Source organism: Clostridium thermobutyricum DSM 4928, from assembly GCF_002050515.1.
In the GTDB taxonomy this organism is placed as follows: Bacteria; Bacillota; Clostridia; order Clostridiales; family Clostridiaceae; genus Clostridium; species Clostridium thermobutyricum.
The window spans coordinates 79774-99579 of the sequence record NZ_LTAY01000006.1 but is presented as its reverse complement, the minus strand read 5'-3'; the positions used below and the strand labels follow the sequence as shown (position 1 = coordinate 99579).

The 19806-nt window shown below is 26.5% G+C and carries 19 protein-coding genes; 18 read left to right on the top strand and 1 reads right to left on the bottom strand.

From position 1 onward, the window contains the following. Positions 1–385 precede the first annotated feature (385 nt). From CLTHE_RS00525 to ftsZ, 3 genes are all read left to right on the top strand, one after another. Complete coding sequence (locus CLTHE_RS00525; RefSeq protein WP_080021527.1) at positions 386–1438, top strand: type IV pilus twitching motility protein PilT; 1053 nt, start codon at positions 386–388, stop codon at positions 1436–1438. A gap of 147 nt (positions 1439–1585) precedes the next feature. Continuing rightward, positions 1586–2860 (top strand): cell division FtsA domain-containing protein, encoded by a 1275-nt coding sequence (locus CLTHE_RS00520; RefSeq protein WP_080021526.1) that lies wholly within the window; start codon positions 1586–1588, stop codon positions 2858–2860. A gap of 13 nt (positions 2861–2873) precedes the next feature. Then, positions 2874–4010, top strand: coding sequence for a cell division protein FtsZ (ftsZ, locus tag CLTHE_RS00515; protein WP_080021525.1), 1137 nt, complete (start codon positions 2874–2876; stop codon positions 4008–4010). A 123-nt stretch (positions 4011–4133) separates the two neighbouring features. Here ftsZ and CLTHE_RS00510 read toward each other — a convergent pair whose 3' ends face one another. After that, entirely contained in the window at positions 4134–4835 is a 702-nt protein-coding gene (locus tag CLTHE_RS00510) for a pseudouridine synthase (protein WP_080021524.1), read from the bottom strand. Positions 4836–5011: 176 nt separating this feature from the next. Between CLTHE_RS00510 and CLTHE_RS00505 the strand changes: the two genes are divergently transcribed. The 15 genes from CLTHE_RS00505 (at position 5012) to CLTHE_RS00435 (ending at position 19804) form a co-directional block, all read left to right on the top strand. Beyond that, positions 5012–7144, top strand: coding sequence for an SH3 domain-containing protein (locus tag CLTHE_RS00505; protein ID WP_080021523.1), 2133 nt, complete (start codon positions 5012–5014; stop codon positions 7142–7144). Between the two features lie 318 nt (positions 7145–7462). Beyond that, positions 7463–8266 carry a sigma-E processing peptidase SpoIIGA gene (locus tag CLTHE_RS00500; RefSeq protein WP_080021522.1) on the top strand — a complete coding sequence of 268 codons (804 nt, stop codon included), beginning with the start codon at positions 7463–7465 and terminating at the stop codon, positions 8264–8266. Between the two features lie 10 nt (positions 8267–8276). Next, positions 8277–9077: an RNA polymerase sporulation sigma factor SigE gene (gene sigE, locus CLTHE_RS00495; protein WP_207748058.1), complete on the top strand. Its 801-nt coding sequence runs from the start codon at positions 8277–8279 to the stop codon at positions 9075–9077. Between the two features lie 81 nt (positions 9078–9158). Further along, positions 9159–9932, top strand: coding sequence for an RNA polymerase sporulation sigma factor SigG (sigG, locus tag CLTHE_RS00490; RefSeq protein ID WP_002597447.1), 774 nt, complete (start codon positions 9159–9161; stop codon positions 9930–9932). An 87-nt stretch (positions 9933–10019) separates the two neighbouring features. Next, a complete protein-coding gene (locus CLTHE_RS00485) occupies positions 10020–10298 on the top strand; it encodes a YlmC/YmxH family sporulation protein (protein WP_080021521.1) in 279 nt (92 codons plus the stop codon). 85 nt (positions 10299–10383) lie between these two features. After that, a complete protein-coding gene (gene nrdR / locus CLTHE_RS00480; protein WP_080021520.1) occupies positions 10384–10836 on the top strand; it encodes a transcriptional regulator NrdR in 453 nt (150 codons plus the stop codon). A gap of 101 nt (positions 10837–10937) precedes the next feature. Then, the gene (gene pgeF, locus CLTHE_RS00475) at positions 10938–11672 is read left to right on the top strand and encodes a peptidoglycan editing factor PgeF (RefSeq protein ID WP_080021519.1); all 735 of its coding nucleotides are present in this window, start codon (positions 10938–10940) and stop codon (positions 11670–11672) included. A 14-nt stretch (positions 11673–11686) separates the two neighbouring features. Beyond that, entirely contained in the window at positions 11687–12382 is a 696-nt protein-coding gene (locus CLTHE_RS00470; RefSeq protein WP_002597451.1) for a response regulator transcription factor, read from the top strand. Position 12383: 1 nt separating this feature from the next. Further along, positions 12384–14060, top strand: a complete 1677-nt coding sequence (locus CLTHE_RS00465; RefSeq protein ID WP_080021518.1) for a HAMP domain-containing sensor histidine kinase — start codon at positions 12384–12386, stop codon at positions 14058–14060. A gap of 181 nt (positions 14061–14241) precedes the next feature. Next, positions 14242–15126, top strand: a complete 885-nt coding sequence (locus CLTHE_RS00460; RefSeq protein ID WP_080021517.1) for a phosphate ABC transporter substrate-binding protein — start codon at positions 14242–14244, stop codon at positions 15124–15126. A gap of 12 nt (positions 15127–15138) precedes the next feature. Continuing rightward, positions 15139–16029, top strand: a complete 891-nt coding sequence (pstC, locus tag CLTHE_RS00455) for a phosphate ABC transporter permease subunit PstC (protein WP_080021516.1) — start codon at positions 15139–15141, stop codon at positions 16027–16029. Next, complete coding sequence (gene pstA, locus CLTHE_RS00450; protein ID WP_080021515.1) at positions 16030–16914, top strand: phosphate ABC transporter permease PstA; 885 nt, start codon at positions 16030–16032, stop codon at positions 16912–16914. 4 nt (positions 16915–16918) lie between these two features. Further along, the gene (gene pstB, locus CLTHE_RS00445) at positions 16919–17668 is read left to right on the top strand and encodes a phosphate ABC transporter ATP-binding protein PstB (protein ID WP_080021530.1); all 750 of its coding nucleotides are present in this window, start codon (positions 16919–16921) and stop codon (positions 17666–17668) included. Positions 17669–17679: 11 nt separating this feature from the next. Beyond that, complete coding sequence (gene phoU, locus CLTHE_RS00440; protein ID WP_080021514.1) at positions 17680–18336, top strand: phosphate signaling complex protein PhoU; 657 nt, start codon at positions 17680–17682, stop codon at positions 18334–18336. A 133-nt stretch (positions 18337–18469) separates the two neighbouring features. Beyond that, positions 18470–19804, top strand: coding sequence for a DUF512 domain-containing protein (locus CLTHE_RS00435; RefSeq protein WP_080021513.1), 1335 nt, complete (start codon positions 18470–18472; stop codon positions 19802–19804). The last annotated feature ends 2 nt before the right edge of the window (positions 19805–19806 follow it).

The following is a 19806-nucleotide window of genomic DNA, read 5'->3' as shown; positions in this document are numbered from 1 at the left end:
TAATTAGACTAGTTAAATAAAAAAAGGTAGAAATTGTACTGATTTCTATCTTTTTATTTAAAAATAATTTGATTTTCAGAAATATTCATTAAATATATAATTCTAGATATATCTATTAAAATAGTAGATACTTATAAAAACACTTTATTTTTTTTGAGTGAAATTTTATACTATATATTTTACATAAAGAAGAATATAATACAGATTATATAAAATAAATTTATATTAAGAGAATTAAGCTAAATTTTATTTTAAATTATAACGATAATAAATTATAAATTTAAAATAAGTAGTAATTATCATGGTTAAAATTTCCTGAGAAATCTATATCATGATATAATAAATAGGGGAATAAAATGAGAATACTTATATGGAGGCTATTTAAATGTATTCATTAAATGAACTTTTAACAGATACAGTACTACAGGGAGGATCAGATATTCATTTGACAGTTGGAGTTCCTCCAATGATTAGAATGAGTGGATATTTACGAAAATTAGGAGAAGAAATTCTGCATCAAGAAGATGTGAAAAGATTTGCAAAAGAAATTTTGAAAGAAAGATTTGAAGAATATGATAGTCATGGAGAAAAGGACTTAGCATATTCATTAGCAAATGTAGGAAGGTTTAGGGTGAATATATTTAAGCAAAGAGGATCAGATGCAATAGCGATGAGAGTTGTGAATTCTAAAACGCCAACTTTAGAAGCTTTAAATCATCCTCCAATATTAAAAGAGTTATGTAAAAAGAGGAGAGGGCTTGTACTTGTTACAGGGCCAACAGGAAGTGGTAAAAGCACAACTTTAGCTGCTATGATAAATGAAATAAATGAAAAAAGAAATGAGCATATAATAACATTAGAGGATCCTATAGAGTATTTACATTCACATAAAAAATGTATAGTTAACCAAAGAGAAATAGGAAAAGATAGTATAAGTTATAGTGAATCTTTAAAATCTCTTTTAAGAGAAGATCCTGATATTATTCTAATTGGAGAGATGAGAGATTTAGAAACTATAAGTATAGCTATTACAGCAGCTGAAACAGGGCATTTAGTCTTATCTACTTTGCATACAATTGGTTCAGCAAAAACTATAGATAGAATTATTGATGTTTTTCCAGTTCATCAACAGCAGCAAATAAAAGTACAATTAGCAGCAGTATTACAAGGAATAATATCTCAACAGCTTATACCTAGTCGTGATGGTAAAAGAGTAGCTGCACTTGAAACTATGATAATTACACCAGCAATTCAAAACCAAATTAGAGAAGGAAAAACTCATCAAATTGATTCAGCTATTCAAACAGGTAGTAAATTTGGAATGCAAACTATGGATATGTCATTAACTAAACTTGTAAAAAATGGGAAAGTTGATATTAATGTAGCAAAAGATTATTCAGTTGATGGAGAAATGTTTGATAGATTAATGATGTATTAAAAAAATTTTGATATAGATAAAATAATTAATAAAGTATTAATTATTTTATCTATTATAAAACATATAAGAAGAGGTATAATAAAAAGAGGATTTTTTGAAAGTATGTTGAATATACATACTTATAAACATTAGGAGGGAAGACTTTAAATGCAAGAATTTTTCATTACAGCAGTAGATATAGGAACACATAAAATTTCAGCATCTATTGGAGTTAGTAGAAAAAATGAAGATGTTGAAATATTAGGAAGTTCTTGTGTTAATGTACGAGGAGTTGAAAATGGAGTAATATCTAATGAAGACAAATGTAGAATATACTTTGAAGAAGCTTTAAGTAAATTAGAAGAAGAAACAGGAAAAAAGATAAATGATATTTATATAGGGTTACCTAGTAATAATATAAAATGTTTCGAAGTGCCAGCTCAAATAATGCTAGAAGATACTGTTAAGGCTAAAGATGTAAAAAGAATAATTGATGAAGTTAGAAATAAGATTAAAGTTGAAGAAGGCTATGAAATATGTGATATAGTAATCAATTATTATAAATTAGATGGAAAGATAAATTTAAATACAGTAGTTGGACAAGAGGGAGTTATATTAGAACTAAATCTTTCTGTTATACAAGGAAAAACAGAAGTTTTAGATACATATAGAAGATTATGTAAAGGTACTAAATATTCAATAAAAGGATTTTTAGTAAATCAAATATCATTAAGAAAAATATTTTTATCAGAATCTATTTTAAGAGAAAATACTACTCTGGTAGAGATTGGTGATGCATTAACTGAAATTTCAGTTGTAGAAGATAAAGGCTTAAAAGAATTAATGAGCATACCTCTTGGAGGAAGAAATATAACTAGTGATCTTTCAATATGTATGGCATTACCTTTATTTGAAGCAGAGGGAATAAAAAGAGAATTTAGTTCTATTTACAGAAGTTCAATAAATGATAAAGGAAATAAAGAAGTACAAGTTAGAAATAAGCAAGTAGATAAAGAACTATTTTATAAAGTGTGTGAAGCGCGAATTGAAGAAATACTTAATTATGTAAAAAATCAATTAAAAAAAACTGGTCATTATGATGACATTTGTAGTATAATTTTACTTGGTGATGCTATAACTAATTTTGAAGGTATAAATGAGGTTGTGCATCAGAAGTTTAAAGATAAGAAAATAAAGATAGTAACAAAAAATGACTTTGGAATGCAAAATATTTCAAATATTACCTCATTAGCTATTGTTAAAGAGGTGCATGATAGGTTAGAATTAATATATGAAGAGGCTTTAAATTTTACACAAGAATTTAAAATTAAAAAGACAGATGAAAATGCATATAAAAAAGATAAAGAAGAGTTACAAAAACGTGAAAGTGAAAATAAAAGTATCATAAGAAAATTTAAAAATTTTCTAGGGGATATGTTCTAAGGGAGGAATTATTTTGTTAGATTTTGAAGTGGATATGCAAGAATTAACTAATATAAAAGTTATTGGATGTGGAGGCGGAGGAAGTAACGCCGTTAATAGAATGATTGTTGAAGGGCTTAAAAATGTTGAATTTATAGCTATAAATACTGATAAACAAGCTTTAATGCTATCACATGCTAACCAAAAAATTCAAATTGGAGAAAAGCTTACTAAAGGACTAGGAGCTGGTGCTAATCCAGAAATTGGACAAAAAGCAGCAGAAGAAAGTTTAGAAGAAATAAAAGCAGCAATAAAAGGTGCTAATATGGTATTTATAACTGCTGGTATGGGTGGTGGAACAGGAACAGGTGCAGCACCAGTTGTAGCTGAACTTGCAAAATCACTAGACATATTAACAGTTGGGGTTGTAACTAAACCTTTCCCATTTGAAGGTAAAAGAAGAATGAGACATGCTGAAATGGGAATAGCTAAATTAAAAGAAAAAGTAGATACATTAGTTATTATTCCTAATGAAAGACTTTTATTAATGGCTGATAAAAAGACTACTCTATTAGATTCTTTTAAATTAGCTGATGATGTTTTAAGACAAGGTGTTCAAGCTATATCAGACCTTATAACTATAACTGGGGTTATTAATGCCGATTTTGCTGACATAAAAGCAGTTATGTTAAATAAAGGACTAGCTCACATGGGAGTTGGACATGGTAGTGGAGATAATAGAGCTGCAGATGCAGTTAGAGAAGCTATTGGATCACCACTTCTTGAAACTTCAATAGAAGGTGCTAGTGGAGTAATATTAAACTTTACTGGTGGAGCAGACTTAGGAGCATTAGAAGTTTATGAAGCAGCTGATGTTATAAGAGAATCTGTTGACCAAGATGCAAATATAATTTTTGGAGCTGTTATAGATGAATCATTAAATGATGAAATAAGAATAACAGTAATAGCTACAGGATTTGAAGAAGAAGTAGAATCTGTAGAACCAAAAGTTGAAATAAAAAAAGCTATTGAAAAGCCAGTAGTAAAAGAAACTAAAGTTGAAGAAGAAGTTGCTGCTGATAAAGAAGAAAATAGCAGTATTTCAGATGAAAGCTATGGAAATGAAGTAGATCTTTCAATACCAACTTTCTTAAGAAAAACAAAAAGATAGTTAATATAAAAAGCTAGCAAAAATTGCTAGCTTTTATTTTTGTATTTTAAAATAAAAGGGCTTTAATCTTTAAAGTGTTTTTAGAAAATATGTAAAAGCATTTTAATTAGAGAAAAATTATTTTTATATGTTTTTATTCTCAAATAAAAAATTTTTTAAAGTTAATATTTCATCATCAGTTAAATTTCTAAATTTACCTTCTTGTAAGTTATCTAAAAGAATATTTACTATTCTTATTCGCTTAAGAGATATAACTCTATATCCGAAATTTAAGCACATTCTTCTAATTTGTCTATTTAATCCTTGAGTTAAAATAATTGAAAATGTATCATTAGAAATTCTTTTTAATATACAAGGGCGTGTTATAGTATTTAAAATTTTAACTCCTTTAGACATAGAGTTTAAAAATTCATCTGTAATATTTCTATTTACCTTAACTACATATTCTTTAGGATGATAATTTTCTGAGTTAATTAGTGAATTAGCAAAGTCACCATCATTAGTTAATAAAATTAATCCTTCTGACTCTTTGTCTAAACGTCCTATTGGGAATATATAACCATTAAAATTTAAAAATTTAATTATGTTATTATTTAAATCTTCTGAAGAACTACAAATAATACCTCTAGGTTTATTAAAAGCTAAATAGATATTATCAGCTTTTTTAATTTTTTTCCCATCTAATAATATTTCATCACTTTCCTCAACCCACTGACCTTCTTTTGCTAAAATTCCATTTATTAAAACTCTTTTTTCTTTTATTAAAATATTAGTTTGTTTTCTTGAGCAAATACCATAATTGCTAAAGAGTTTATTTATTCTCATATTAGAAAAATCCTTTCTTAATTATTGCATTTAAAATTATATCATAAAGATACGAAAATAAATTTTATCAAAATAATATAAAAATTTATAAAAAAAGTATTTATTACTTAAATTGACCTTATATTACATAATATGTTAAAATTAAATAGAATAATAGAATTTATGGGGGAAAATTTATGGATAAGAAGAAAGTAATGGCTATGCTTTTAGCTACTTCTACAGCTGTAGGAGTTCAGGCTAAAAATGATAAAATTTCATATGCAGATAATTTAAATTCAGATAATTATTCATTAAATAATAATGCTAGGTTAGCTCAAAAAGGGATTGTTGTAAATGTTCAGACAAGCTTAAGAATAAGAACTTCACCAAGTACAAACAGTTCTGTAGTAGGTTCATTAAGAAATGGACAAAGTTTTGATATATTAGGAAAAAGTGGAGTATGGTATAAAATAAAATCTGGAAATTTAACAGGATATATACATGGAGATTATGTAAAGGAAAATGGAAGTACATCTCAAGGGAATAGTTCATCAACTACAAATAAAAAAGGAAAAGTTAAAAATGTACAAACTAATTTAAGGCTTAGAGATAAGGCTTCTACTTCTGGGAAGGTAATTGGATATTTAACTAATAACCAAGAGTTTAATATATTAGAAAAGACAGGTTCATGGTATAAAATAAATGTAAACGGAAAAGTTGGATATGTACATAGTGATTATGTAGCTGTAATAGAAGGAAGTTCAAATAATGGACAAAATTCAACTCAAAAACCAACTGAAAATAATAAGCCAAATACAGAAAAGCCAAATGAAAGCAATAAAGTACCCATTAAAGGAAAAGTAGTTAAAGTTACAAGTAATTTAAGAGTAAGGTCAGGTCCGGGAACTAGTTATAGTGTAAAAGGTTCACTAAATAATAATGATCAATTTAATATAATAGAAAAATCAGGTTCATGGTATAAGATATCAAAAGGAAGCCTTGAAGGATATATTTCAGGGGATTATGTTCAAATTTTAGAATATGGAAATAATAGCTCTAATAATTCTGGAACTGAGAGTAAGCCTAATGATAGTAGTAAACCAGAAAACAAACCTAATGAAGATAATAATCAAAATACACAGAAACCAAATGAAAGTAATAAAGTACCAACTAAAGGAAAGGTGGTTAATGTTACAAGTAATTTAAGAGTAAGATCAGGCCCAGGAACTAGTTATAGTGTAAAAGGTTCGTTAAATAATAACGATCAATTTAATATAATAGAAAAATCAGGTTCATGGTATAAGATATCAAAAGGAAGTCTTGAAGGATATATTTCAGGGGATTATGTTCAAATTTTAGAATATGGAAATAATAGCTCTAATAATTCTGGAACTGAAAGTAAACCTAATGATACAAATAAACCAAATACAGATAATTCACAAATAAATCAATCAAATGGCAAAGTAGTTTACACTAATTATAATATGTCTTTAAATGAATATGTTAGAATTCAGCATGAAAGAGTTCCAAAATATAGTACTGATTATTTTGAAGGATATATAAATCCAGATAAAGCACAAAATCAATATCAATTTTTGAGAATTGACAAATTTAGAAATATAAATGCTAGTGCGTTAGATTCTTATTTAGAAAAAAGTGATGCAGGAGTTTTAAAAGGACAATCTAATGCATTTATATCAGCAGCTAAAAATTATTCTATAGATCCTTTATATTTTGTTGCTCAATCAATACATGAAACAGGGTACGGTAAAAGTATTTTAGCAAAAGGTGTAACTATAACTGAAATAGCAGATATGAGTAAAGAGAAATATAATGATAAAGGTCAATTAATAGGCTATGAAATGATAAAATTAAGTAAACCTACTACTGTGTATAATTTATATGGAATAGGTGCTTATGATAATAGTAATGTTTTCCCTAATAGAGCTTTAATTGCAGGAACAACTTATGCATATAATAAAGGATGGACAAGTGTATCTAAAGCTATATCAGGTGCAGCAGAGTTTGTTTCAACAAACTATATTAATAGTTCTAAATATGAACAAAATACATTATATAAAATGAGATATATGCATAATAACCAATATATATGGCATCAATATGCAACATCTCCTTGGTATGCCCAAAGTATAGGTGAGCAAATTTCTAATATGGCATATATGTATAGCAATAAAAATGATTTATTGTATGATAAACCTAAGTTTATACAAGGAAGAGCTAATACAATTAATATTGTCCCTAAAGTAAATAAAAATACTTTAAAGCAAAGTGAAATTAATTCACCTATAGATGATGGTCAAATTCAATAGCTAATAATAAAAACATAAAAATAAAAAATTTTATTTAAATTAAAAGAAAATAGAATAAAATTAAAATACATCTCTATAAAAGAGGTGTATTTTTTATGCTTAAAATTAAAAGCAGTTAATTTATTATTTTTACAAAAAAACATAGGATTTTAATAAAAGCAATAGGAAGAAAAGAAGTAAAAAAAGATTAATAAAATTATACTGAAATTAAATGAAGTATTATGTAAAAAAAATTAGAAGGAAAAAGAGGTCTTGGAGATAATTTGTGACAAAATTTTAATAGATTAAGTTATATAATTTTTAAAGAGGAGGCAAGTTATGGAGATATATTTAGATGTTTTAATATTAGAAAATTTTATTGTAAATTTATTTTTGATAATGGTAAGCTTTAAAATCCTAAAATATAAATATTCATTTAAAAAAGCAATATTAGCAGCAATTATTGGAGGATTATATAGCTTATGTATGGTAATAAAAGAAATTAGTTTTTTTAAAGCATTCTATATACAAATATTAATTGCTTTCTTAATGATTTATATTCCATTAGAAAAACGAGAAAAAATAAAATTAGTAAAAAGTTTTTTTACGTTTATGAGCTCTTCATTTTTTTTAAGTGGAATATGTTTTAAATTTATAATAAGTTCTCAAAAATATACAATAATAGATGGAGTTGTAATAAAGAATTTTAGCATAAAATATTTGCTTTTAGGTGTATTTATCGTATTTATAATTTTAGAGAGAATAACTACTTGTATTAGAGATAGAAACATAGTTTCTAATTTTATATATGATGTAAAGTTAAATATAAAAAATAAAGAGATAAATATAAAAGGTTTCTTAGATTCAGGAAATGAATTAAGAGAACCAGTTACAAATTTGCCTTGTATATTAATAGAAAGAAGAGAGCTTGAAAATATAAAATTTAAAAAGGATGAGATGTATAGAATTCCATATAAAGCTATTGGATATTCAGGTGGTTTGTATGGATTTAAAGTAGAAAACATAAGAATACTTAAGGACGGAAAACTTTGGAGAGAGATAGAAGGAATAATATGTCCTTGTGATGATAGATTAAGCAAGGAAAATGAGTTTGTAGGTTTAATATCAAGAGGGGTTATATAAAGGAGGAATTATGGGAGATATAAATATTATTGAGTTAGATAAATATAGAAAAAAAGCAATTGAGTTATTTGAGGAAGAAAAAATAGAAGAAAGCTCCTCAAAAAATATTAAATTAAGTGTTATATTAAATAAATTGTTAAATGTATTTGGTATAGGAGAAAGTAATTTACATTATGTTGGGGGAAGTGATGCTTTGCCACCACCTTTATCAAAAGATGAGGAAGAAGAACTTTTGGACAAGTTAGGAGATGGACAAGAAAGTGTAAGAAGTACATTAATAGAAAGAAATTTAAGATTAGTTGTTTATATAGCAAGAAAATTTGAAAATACAGGAGTTTATGTAGAAGATTTAATATCAGTTGGAACAATAGGACTTATAAAAGCAGTAAATACATTTAATACAGAAAAAAAAATAAAATTAGCTACATATGCATCTAGGTGTATAGAAAATGAAATACTAATGTATCTTAGAAGAAATACTAAAATAAAAGCTGAAATATCATTTTATGAACCTTTAAATATAGACTGGGATGGAAATGAATTGTTATTATCAGATATATTAGGAACTGAAAATGATATAGTTTATAATTTGATTGAAGATGAAGTAGATAAGCAATTATTATTTATAGCATTGAAAAATTTAAATGAAAGAGAAAAAGAAATTGTACAATTAAGATTTGGGTTAAATGGAACAACTGAAAAAACTCAAAAAGAGGTTGCTGACATGCTTGGAATATCACAATCTTATATATCAAGATTAGAGAAAAAAATAATAAGTAGATTAAAAAAAGAAATAAGTAAGATGGTTTAAGGTTTGTCTTTAGTATAAAAGTTAACTCTAGCGGAAATAATGTTTATTATGGCGATATTACTTCTAAAGGAGTTGACAAAATTGATAGTAAATAAAGTTGAGATATGTGGAGTTAATACAGCAAAATTACCTGTATTAAAGGAAAAAGAAAAAAGAGAGCTTTTACAAAATATGCAAAATGGAGACCCGAATGCTAGAGAAACATTTATAAAAGGTAATTTAAGATTAGTTTTAAGCGTTATTCAAAGGTTTAATAATAGAGGAGAAAATGTGGATGATTTATTCCAAGTAGGATGTATTGGACTTATGAAGGCAATTGATAATTTTGATTTATCACAAAATGTTAAATTTTCAACTTATGCAGTGCCAATGATTATAGGAGAGATAAGACGTTATTTAAGAGATAATAATTCTATAAGAGTTAGTAGATCATTAAGAGATATAGCATATAAAGCTTTGTTAGTTAGAGATAGACTTATAAAAGAAAATAATAAAGAGCCAAATATTTCACAAATTGCAAAAGAACTTGAAATACCAAGAGAAGATGTGGTATTTGCTTTAGATGCAATACAAGATCCAGTATCATTATTTGAACCTATATATCATGATGGAGGAGATGCTATATATGTTATGGATCAAATAAGTGACTCTAAAAATACAGATGAAAATTGGCTTGAAAATATATCAATAAATGAAGCTATGAAAAAATTAACAGATAGAGAAAAACTAATATTAAATTTAAGGTTTTTTAGAGGAAGAACTCAAATGGAAGTGGCAGACGAAATTGGCATATCTCAAGCTCAAGTATCAAGATTAGAAAAAACAGCATTAAAGCATATGAAAAAACATATATAAAAAAAGAACCATTAAGGTTCTTTTTTTTATCTAAATAGAATAAAAATAATAGGGAGAAATTTTTATTTTAATAAGGGGGAAGATAAAATGGAAGAAAATTTACATTCAATTAACTCAATGAGAAATATGGAAGTTATAGAAGTTAATACAGGAAAAAAATTAGGATTTATTTATGATATAAAAATTGATTGCGAAAATGACAAAGTAGATGGACTTATACTTCCAGGTGAAAATAAAGGGTGGTTTCAAAAAGAAGATGAAATAGAAATACCTTGGGACAATGTAGTCAAGATTGGTATGGATGTTATATTGGTATCTCTTGAAAATCTTAATTTAATAAATATAGATAATAATAAATATAATTAATACACTATAAAACTAGTCAGAACAGGTAAAACTATGTATAATAAGCTTATAGGATAAAATATCTACAGAAAGGTTGTGATTAAATATGAAATGTCCTTTTTGTTCTTATAATGAAAGCAAAGTTGTTGATTCAAGATCAACGGATGATAACACAACAATTAGAAGAAGAAGAGAATGTTCAAATTGTGGAAAAAGATATACTACATATGAAAAAATTGAAGACATTCCTATGTTAGTTATAAAGAAAGATTCTACAAGAGAGAATTTTAATAAAGAAAAGATAATAAATGGTTTAATAATAGCATGTCAAAAGCGTCCTGTATCAAGAAAGCAAATAGAAGAAATAGCAGAAGAGATTGAAAAGAGAATATCTAATAAAATGATAACAGAAATACAATCACAAAAAATTGGTGAAATGGTTATGGAAATGTTAAAAAAAATAGATGAAATATCTTATGTTAGATTTGCGTCAGTATACAGACAGTTTAAAGATATAAATACTTTTATGGAAGAAATAAACAGTTTAATTAAAGAGTAAAGAAAGCACTTCAGTTATGGAGTGCTTTCTTTATATAATTTTTAATAGATAAAATTAAAATAAAATGATAAAATTAGAAATAAATAGAGTTGGAGGAGTTTATGATTAATTTAGACATAAAGAATTTAGAAAAAAAGAGAGATTATTTAATTTTAAATGAAGGGAATATTATTGTAGGATTTTCAACTGCAGAAGAAGATAGAAGCTTTAATAGAAATACTGAAGAGGGTATAAAAGAATTAGATGGAATAAAAAATGAATTTAATGTTAAAGACCTTGCTTATTTAAAGCAAATTCATTCAGATACTGTATATGTGTTTGATGGACAAGAATCATTTAATGATAACGAAGGTGATGGAATAATAACAAATAAATTAGATACTTGTATTGGAGTATTTACAGCAGATTGTGTTCCAATAATACTCATTGATAAAACTTTAGGAGTAGTTGGAGCAGTTCATAGTGGATGGAAAGGAACTATATCAGGAATTGTAAAAAAAGCTTTAGAAGGAATGAAAGAAAAATTTAATTGTAAAGCTGAAAATATAAAAATTTATATAGGGCCACATATAAGAAAATGTTGTTATGAAATCTCAGAAGAATTAAAAGAGAGATTTTTAAAAGAAACAGGAATAGAAGAAAAGGAACTTTTTGCAGGAAGAAATCTTTCAATGGAAAAAGTTATAGAAAAAGATTGTTTAGATTTTGGAGTAAAAGAAGATAATATATTTAGTTTAAACTTATGTACATACTGTACAGAAGATATAAAATTACATTCATATAGAAAGTCAGATGGCTCATATGGAAGGCTGTTTACTTTTGTAATTATGAAATAAAGGAGTTGTTTTGTTTGGCTAAGGAAAAGATATTAATAGTAGATGATGAGGAAAATATCTTAGAGCTACTAAACTTTAATCTAAAAAATGCAGGATATGAAGTTTATACTGCAAATAATGGAGAAAAAGCTTTAAAACTTGCAAAGGAAAATAAACCAAATTTAGTTCTTTTAGACTTAATGATACCAGGAATTGATGGATTAGATGTCTGTAAAGAAATAAAAAGAGATAAAGATTTAAAAGAAACTTCAATAATAATGGTAACAGCCAAAGGAGAAGAATTAGATAAGATACTAGGATTAGAACTTGGAGCAGATGATTATATAACTAAACCATTTTCCATAAGAGAACTTTTAGCTAGAGTAAAGGCTGTTTTAAGAAGAACAATAGCTAAAGAAGATGAATTTGAGGAAAGTTATGATAATGGAAGAGTAAAAATAGATTATTTTAGAAGAGAGGTTCTTATAAATAATCAAAAAGTAGAGTTTACTTTAAAAGAATTTGAAGTTTTAGAGTTCTTAGCTAAAAACAAAGGAAGAATATTAAATAGAGAGATAATTTTAGATAAAATATGGGGATATGAATATATAGGAGATACTAGAACTATAGATGTTCATATAAGATATATAAGAAAGAAAATTGAAGAGGATGATAAAAGCCCAAAACTTATAGAGACAATTAGAGGATTAGGATATAGGTTTAACGGTTAAAATGAAAAAAAAGATTTTAACTTCTGTAATAATAACAGTGCTTTTTGCACTTGTAATAATAACCTCTTCTTTTTTTGCTCTTGTAAGTATGCAAGAAGTAGATAATACAAGAAACATTTTAATTAATTATAATTCTATAATGGCTAATTGGAAAGAAATGTCTAAAGAGTCGGTAGATTTACTAAGGATAAATGGAAATATTATAGATGTTACAGTAACAAATAAAGATGGAAAAGTTATATTTGATAATACTCAAGAAGGTAAAACTGTAGATTTAAATTGTAAAGAATACACAAGTATAGGTAAAGATAATATTGGATATTTTGAAGGATATAGTCTTTATTATAAAAAAGATATGATATTTTCAACTTTAAGATTAGGAGATGGAACAATTATACGAAGTGGAGTTCCTGTTGGAACTTTAGATGTTCTTTATTCAAAAAATATAAGTTATTATTTAGGAGTTTTAGCAGTAGTATTTATACTTTCCATAGCTCTTGCTTTAAAATTAGTTAGAATAATAATAGATCCTGTTAAAAATCTAGAGTATGTTTCTTCAAAAATAGCAAATGGTGATTTGCAAACGAGAATAGAAATAACATCTAATGATGAATTAGGATATTTAGGAATGTCTTTTAATAATATGGCAGATCAACTTCAAAGTAAGATAAATGAAGTAATGGATAAACAAAATAAATTAGAATCTATACTTAAAAGTATGCAAAGTGGTGTAATAGCTGTAGATAAAGAAGATTCTATAATTCTTTTAAATCCATATGCAAAGAAAATTTTAGGAATAAATAAAGAAGTTGTAGGATTAAAATTAAAAGATGTAATGTATAAAAAACTTTACAATGAGATTCTTTTAGAAGAATATGATACAGCAAAAGAGATAAAAGTAAAAAGTCCAGTAAGAAGAATATTAAGAGTAAAAAAGACTTGGATTATCAATGGATATGAGAAAATTGGTATAGTTATATCAATTCAAGATGTAACAGAAATGAAAAGGCTTGAAAATATGAGAACTCAATTTGTTGCAAATGTATCTCATGAATTAAAAACACCTTTAACCTCAATAAAAGGATTTGCAGAAACTTTAAGGTTTGTAGAAGATACTGAAACTAGAGATAAGTTCTTAGATATTATAGATAAAGAATCTGAAAGGCTAAGAAGACTTATTGATGATATTCTTGTACTTTCAAATCTAGAAAGTAGAAGTAGTGAGGATTTAATAGAATTTTATCCAGAGGAAGTAATAGAAGATGCTTTAAATATTTTAGAAGACCATGCTAAAAGAAAAAATATAAAATTAATATATCATAGCAATAATAATGATAAAATTTTAGGACACAACGATAAATTTCTTCAATTAGTTATCAATTTAGTTGAAAATGCTATAAAGTATTCTGAGAATGATAAAGAAGTACTTATAGAAAGTTCATCAGATGATGAATATTATACATTTAGAGTAAAAGATAATGGATATGGTATTCCAAAAGAAGATTTACCAAGAATTTTTGAAAGATTTTATCGAGTAGATAAGTCAAGAAAAGGTGGAGGAACTGGACTTGGACTTGCTATTGCAAAGCATATATCTAAAAGTTTTGGTGGAGATATAAAAGTTGAATCTGAATTTGGAAAAGGTTCAGAATTTACATTTAAAGTTAAACATTTATAATATTGAAAAGCTATAAGAAAAATTTTCTTATAGCTTTTATTTTTACATTATTTTAATGTTAAAAAATGTTAACAAAGTTATAATAAGTATTTAATATACCTCTAATAAGAATTTAAACTCTATAAAATATTATATAACTATAAGATAAATAAAAAATATTCGAAGTTAAAGGGAGAGAATAATGAGAAAGAAAAATTTAAAATTAATTTGTTTAGCAGGAATATTATGTATATCAGGTGGAATATTTGCAGGATGTGGAGCTACAGAAGAAGAAAGTAATAGTGAAGATATAAAAGGAACAATAACAATAAGTGGTTCATCAGCAATGTTACCATTAATGGAGAGTTCAATAGAGAAATATAAAGAGGTTAATAAAGATGCAGTTATAAATGCTCAAGCAGGAGGATCAGGAACAGGACTTTCACAAGTTTTAGAAGGAGCAGTTAACATTGGAAATTCAGATGTTTTTGCAAAAGATAAATTAGGTGAAGAAAAAGCGAAAGAATTAGTTGATCATAAAGTTATAGCTCAAGGATTTGGAGTAGTAGTAAATAAAGATGCTGGAGTTTCAAATTTAACAAAAGACCAAATAAAGAAAATTTTTAAAGGAGAAATAAAAAATTGGAAAGAAGTTGGAGGAAATGATGAAGAGATATTATTAATTCATAGACCGGAATCATCAGGAACTAGAGCAACTTTTACAGAAAAAATATTAGATGGAGATAAAGATTTAGAAAATGATTCATTAGGAGCAACTCAAGATAGTAATGGAGCTGTTTTAAATACTATGAAGAAACATAAAGGTGGAATAAGTTATGTAGCATTAACTTATATGAGAACTGATGAAGCTAAGGATATATTAAATCTTGTTTCAATAGATGGTGTAGAAGCAACTTCTAAAAATATAGAAGAAGGAAAATATGATTTTTGGTCATGGGGACATATGTATACAAAAGGAGAAGCAACAGGACTTACAAAGGATTTTATTGATTTTGTTGGAAGTGATAAAAATTCAGAAGTTATAGAAGAGTTAGGTTTAATAAAGGGTAGTGAAATAAAAGAATAAAAGGTGAGGAATATGAAAAAAAGAAGCTTCAAAGAAAAGCTTATTAATGATTATATAGGCAAAAGTTTTTCTTCAATATGTGCAATAGGAATAGTTTTAATTACTTTATCAATAATATTTTTTATTGGTATGAAAGGAATAAAATTATTTACTGAAAATTCAGTTTCAGTTTTAGATTTTTTGTTTACAAATAATTGGAATCCAGGAGGTGGGGAAGCTAGTTTTGGAGCTTTAGCTTTCATATTAGGCTCAATTCTTGTTTCGATAGGTGCAGTTATAATCAGCGCACCTATTGCAATATCTTTAGGGATTTTTTCAAATGTAATATCAAAAAAATTAGGAGAAAAGACAATAAAACCTTCATTAGAAATTTTAGTTGGAATTCCATCAGTAGTTTATGGATGGGTAGGAGTATCAGTTATAGTTCCTAAAATAAAAGAAATCTTTGGAGGGACAGGTTTTTCACTTTTAGCAGGAATAATAGTTCTTTCCATTATGATACTTCCAACTATTGCAACGCTTTCAATAGATGCAATAAAAGCAGTTCCACAAGAACATATAGAAGGATCATATGGTTTAGGAGCGACTAGATGGCAAACTATAAAAAATGTAATAGTTAGAGAAGCTAAAAGCGGAATTTTAACAGGAGTAGTTCTTGGAATTGCAAGAGCATTTGGAGAAGCACTTGCAGTTCAAATGGTTATAGGAAATGCTATAAGAATACCAGATAAATTAACAAATTCAGCAACAACATTAACTAGTATATTAACTATGGATATGGCTAATACAGTTAGTGGAACAGCATGGAATAATGCTTTATGGTCAATGGCATTAATACTTTTAATAGTATCATTTATATTTATATTAATAATAAGAAAAGTTGAAAAGAAAGGGGGAATTTAATTGAAAGCCAAAAAAGTAGACAAGTTAGCTACTATATTTTTTTATAGTATAAGCATATTTGTAGTAGCAATATTAGCTTTATTTCTTTTTTATATACTAAAAGAAGGTATTCATATGATTTCCTTTAAATTTTTAACAGGAAAACCAAGTATGACAAGAGCTGGTGGTGGAATAGGACCACAAATATTTAATTCATTATATATGCTTTTAATATCTCTTATCATAACAATACCAATAGGAATAGGAGCAGGAATTTATTTAGCAGAATATGCAAAAGAAGGTATAGTATTAAGATTTATAAGATTATCTTTAGAAACAATGTCCTCTCTTCCTTCAATAGTTATTGGTATGTTTGGACTATTAGTTTTTGTTAATATGGCTGGTTTTGGATATTCCATAATAGCTGGAGCACTTTCCGTTAGTATATTAAATATACCAAGTATGACAAGAATAGCTGAAAATGCAATAAGAACAGCTTCAAAAAAAGTAAAAGAAGCTTCTTTAGGACTTGGTGCCAGTAGATGGCAAACAATAAGAAGAGTTATACTTCCAACAGCAATGAAAGAAATTTTAACAGGAATAATCCTTTCAGCAGGAAGAATATTTGGAGAAGCAGCAGCATTTTTATATACTGCAGGATTAAGTTCAGGAGCTTTAAACTTTAATACAATAAGTTTAACTAATAATACTTCTGCTTTTTCACTTTTAAGACCTGCAGAAACTTTAGCAGTTCATATATGGAAATTAAACTCAGAAGGGATAGTACCTGATGCTTCAGAGATAGCAAATGGAACAGCAGCAGTTCTTATAATAATAGTTCTTTTATTTAATATAATTGCAAAATTAATTGGAAATAGATTAGAGAAAAAATATAATGGAGAATAAAAATATGTGTATAATAGAAACGAAAAATTTAGACTTATATTATGGAACAAATAAAGCACTTAGGAATATAAATATTAAAATAAATAAAAATGAAGTTACAGCATTAATTGGGCCATCTGGATGTGGAAAATCAACTTTTTTAAGAACAATAAATAGAATGAATGATTTAATAGATGGAGTAAAAATAAATGGTGAAGTATTATTTGAAGGAGAAAATATTTTTAATGAATATGATGAAATAGCCCTTAGAAAAAGAATTGGAATGGTGTTTCAAAAACCAAATCCATTTCCAATGTCAATTTATGAAAATGTAGCTTATGGGCCAAGAATTCATGGAATAAAAGATAAAAAAGAATTAGATAAAATAGTTGAGAGAAGTTTAAAAGGAGCAGCACTTTGGGATGAGACAAAAGATAGACTTAAAAAAAGTGCAATGGGACTTTCAGGAGGGCAACAACAAAGGCTTTGCATAGCTAGAACCTTAGCAGTTTCTCCAGAAATAATTTTAATGGATGAGCCTACATCAGCTCTTGATCCAATTTCTACAAATAAAGTAGAAGAATTAATAGAGCGTTTAAAAAAAGATTATACAGTTATAATTGTAACTCATAATATGCAACAAGCTGGAAGAATAGCAGATAAAACAGCCTTTTTCTTAAATGGTGAAATAATAGAATTTGGTAAAACAGAAGAAATTTTTTATAAGCCAAAAGATAGAAGGACAGAAGATTATATAACAGGTAGATTTGGTTAAGGAGTAATATTATGACAAGAGAGACGCAAAATTTAAAAATTAAATATATAAATGAAAAAATTTATAAGATGTCAAATAATTTTATAAATCAATTTGAAATGAGTATGGAGGCTTTAAAAAATAATGACTTTGATCTTGCTAAAAAAGCAATAGAATATGATGATGAAATAGATAATCTTCAAAAAGAAATAGAAGAAGAATGTATTAAGTTTATGGCAACAGAGCAACCTTTAGCAAAAGATTTGCGAAGAGTTTTTACTGCAACAAAAATAGTTACTGACATAGAAAGAATGTCAGATCATACAGTAGATATTTGTAAAATAGCTCTTTCAAATAAAAGAGAAAGTTATATTGAAGAATCTAAAAAGCTTTGGGCTATGGAAGAGAAAATAATAAATATGTTAAGACTTTCAATTAAAGCTTATATTGATAAAGATTTTGAATTTGCTTATAAAATTTGTAGATTAGATGACGAAATAGATTTAATGTATAATGAAGTTTTTGATAAAGTATTAGCACTTATAAAGAAAGATGACAGTAAAATATCTTTAGGAACAAAGCTTATGTTTGTATCAAAATATTTAGAAAGAATAGGGGATCATATTACAAATATTTGCGAGGGTATAATATTTATAAAAAATGGCGAATATGTAGATTTAAATGATTAATAAAGATGAAGACAGGATATATTTAAAATAAAAGTGTAATCCTGTCTTATTTTTATTGTTTTTGTTTGACTATATACTTATATTAATGTAATATAACAAAAGATACACTAAGTTTATAAGGGAGTGGATATAAATGAAAAATTTAATTAAAGAAGTACTTCCTGGTAGCATAGCAGAAGAAGTTGGAATAGAACCTAATGATATTTTGCTTTCAATAAATGACAAAGAAATTGATGATATTATTGATTATAGATTTTTAGCTGTTGATGATGAATTAACACTTCAAATTGAAAAACCAGATGGAGAAATTTGGGATGTAGAAATAGAAAAGGATTATGGTGAAGAGCTTGGTCTTGAATTCGGCGGTGGAATAATGGATAAAGCTAAAAGTTGTACTAATAAATGCATTTTCTGTTTTATAGATCAAAATCCAAAAGGAATGAGAGATACAATTTATTTTAAAGATGATGATTCAAGACTTTCATTTTTACAAGGTAACTTTGTTACTTTAACTAATATGAAAGATGAAGATATTGATAGAATAATAAGATATCACATAAGTCCTATAAATATATCAGTACATACAACTAATCCAGAACTTAGACGTGAAATGCTTAATAATAGATTTGCAGGAGCTGTCTATGAAAGGATGGAGAGATTAGCTAAAGAAGGCATACAAATGCATGCGCAAATTGTATGTATTCCTGATATTAATGATGGGGAAGAGCTAAAGAGAACTATTGAAGACTTATATAAATTATATCCTTATGTAAATAATGTAGCGATAGTTCCTATAGGAATAACAAAATTTAGACAAAATTTAAAAAAAGTTAGAACATTTACAGAAGAAGAATCAAGAAAAACTATAGAATTTATAGGTGAAATGCAAAAAAGATTCTATAAAGAAGTTGGAGAGCCTTTTGTAAGACTTTCTGATGAGTTTTATGTTGTAGGTGGGGTTGATGTTCCAGACGCAGAATTTTATAATGGATACTCACAAATCGAAGATGGAGTAGGGTCTATAAGATATTTTAGAGATAGAATTACATCAGATCTAAAAGATTTAGATTTAAATAAAGGTGGAAGTTATACAAGTGTAACAGGAGCTTTAGCTTATGAAGAAGTTAAATCTGTCATGAATAAAATAACAGAGAAAAACAATAAGATAAAAATAGATGTAAGAAAAATAATTAATAATTTCTTTGGAGAAACAATAACAGTTACTGGGCTTATAACTGGAAAAGACATAATAGAACAGTTAAAAGGTAATATAGATACAAAATATCTTATTATGCCAGACAATATGTTTAGAAGAGGATATGAATTAGGTACTTCAGAAGTACCAGTTATGCTTGATGATACAGTAATAGCTGATATAGAAGAAGCATTAAATGTTAAAGTAATAGTATGTGATTATAGTGGTGATGATTTAATATCACTATTAAATAAACATAATGAGGAGGAATAGTA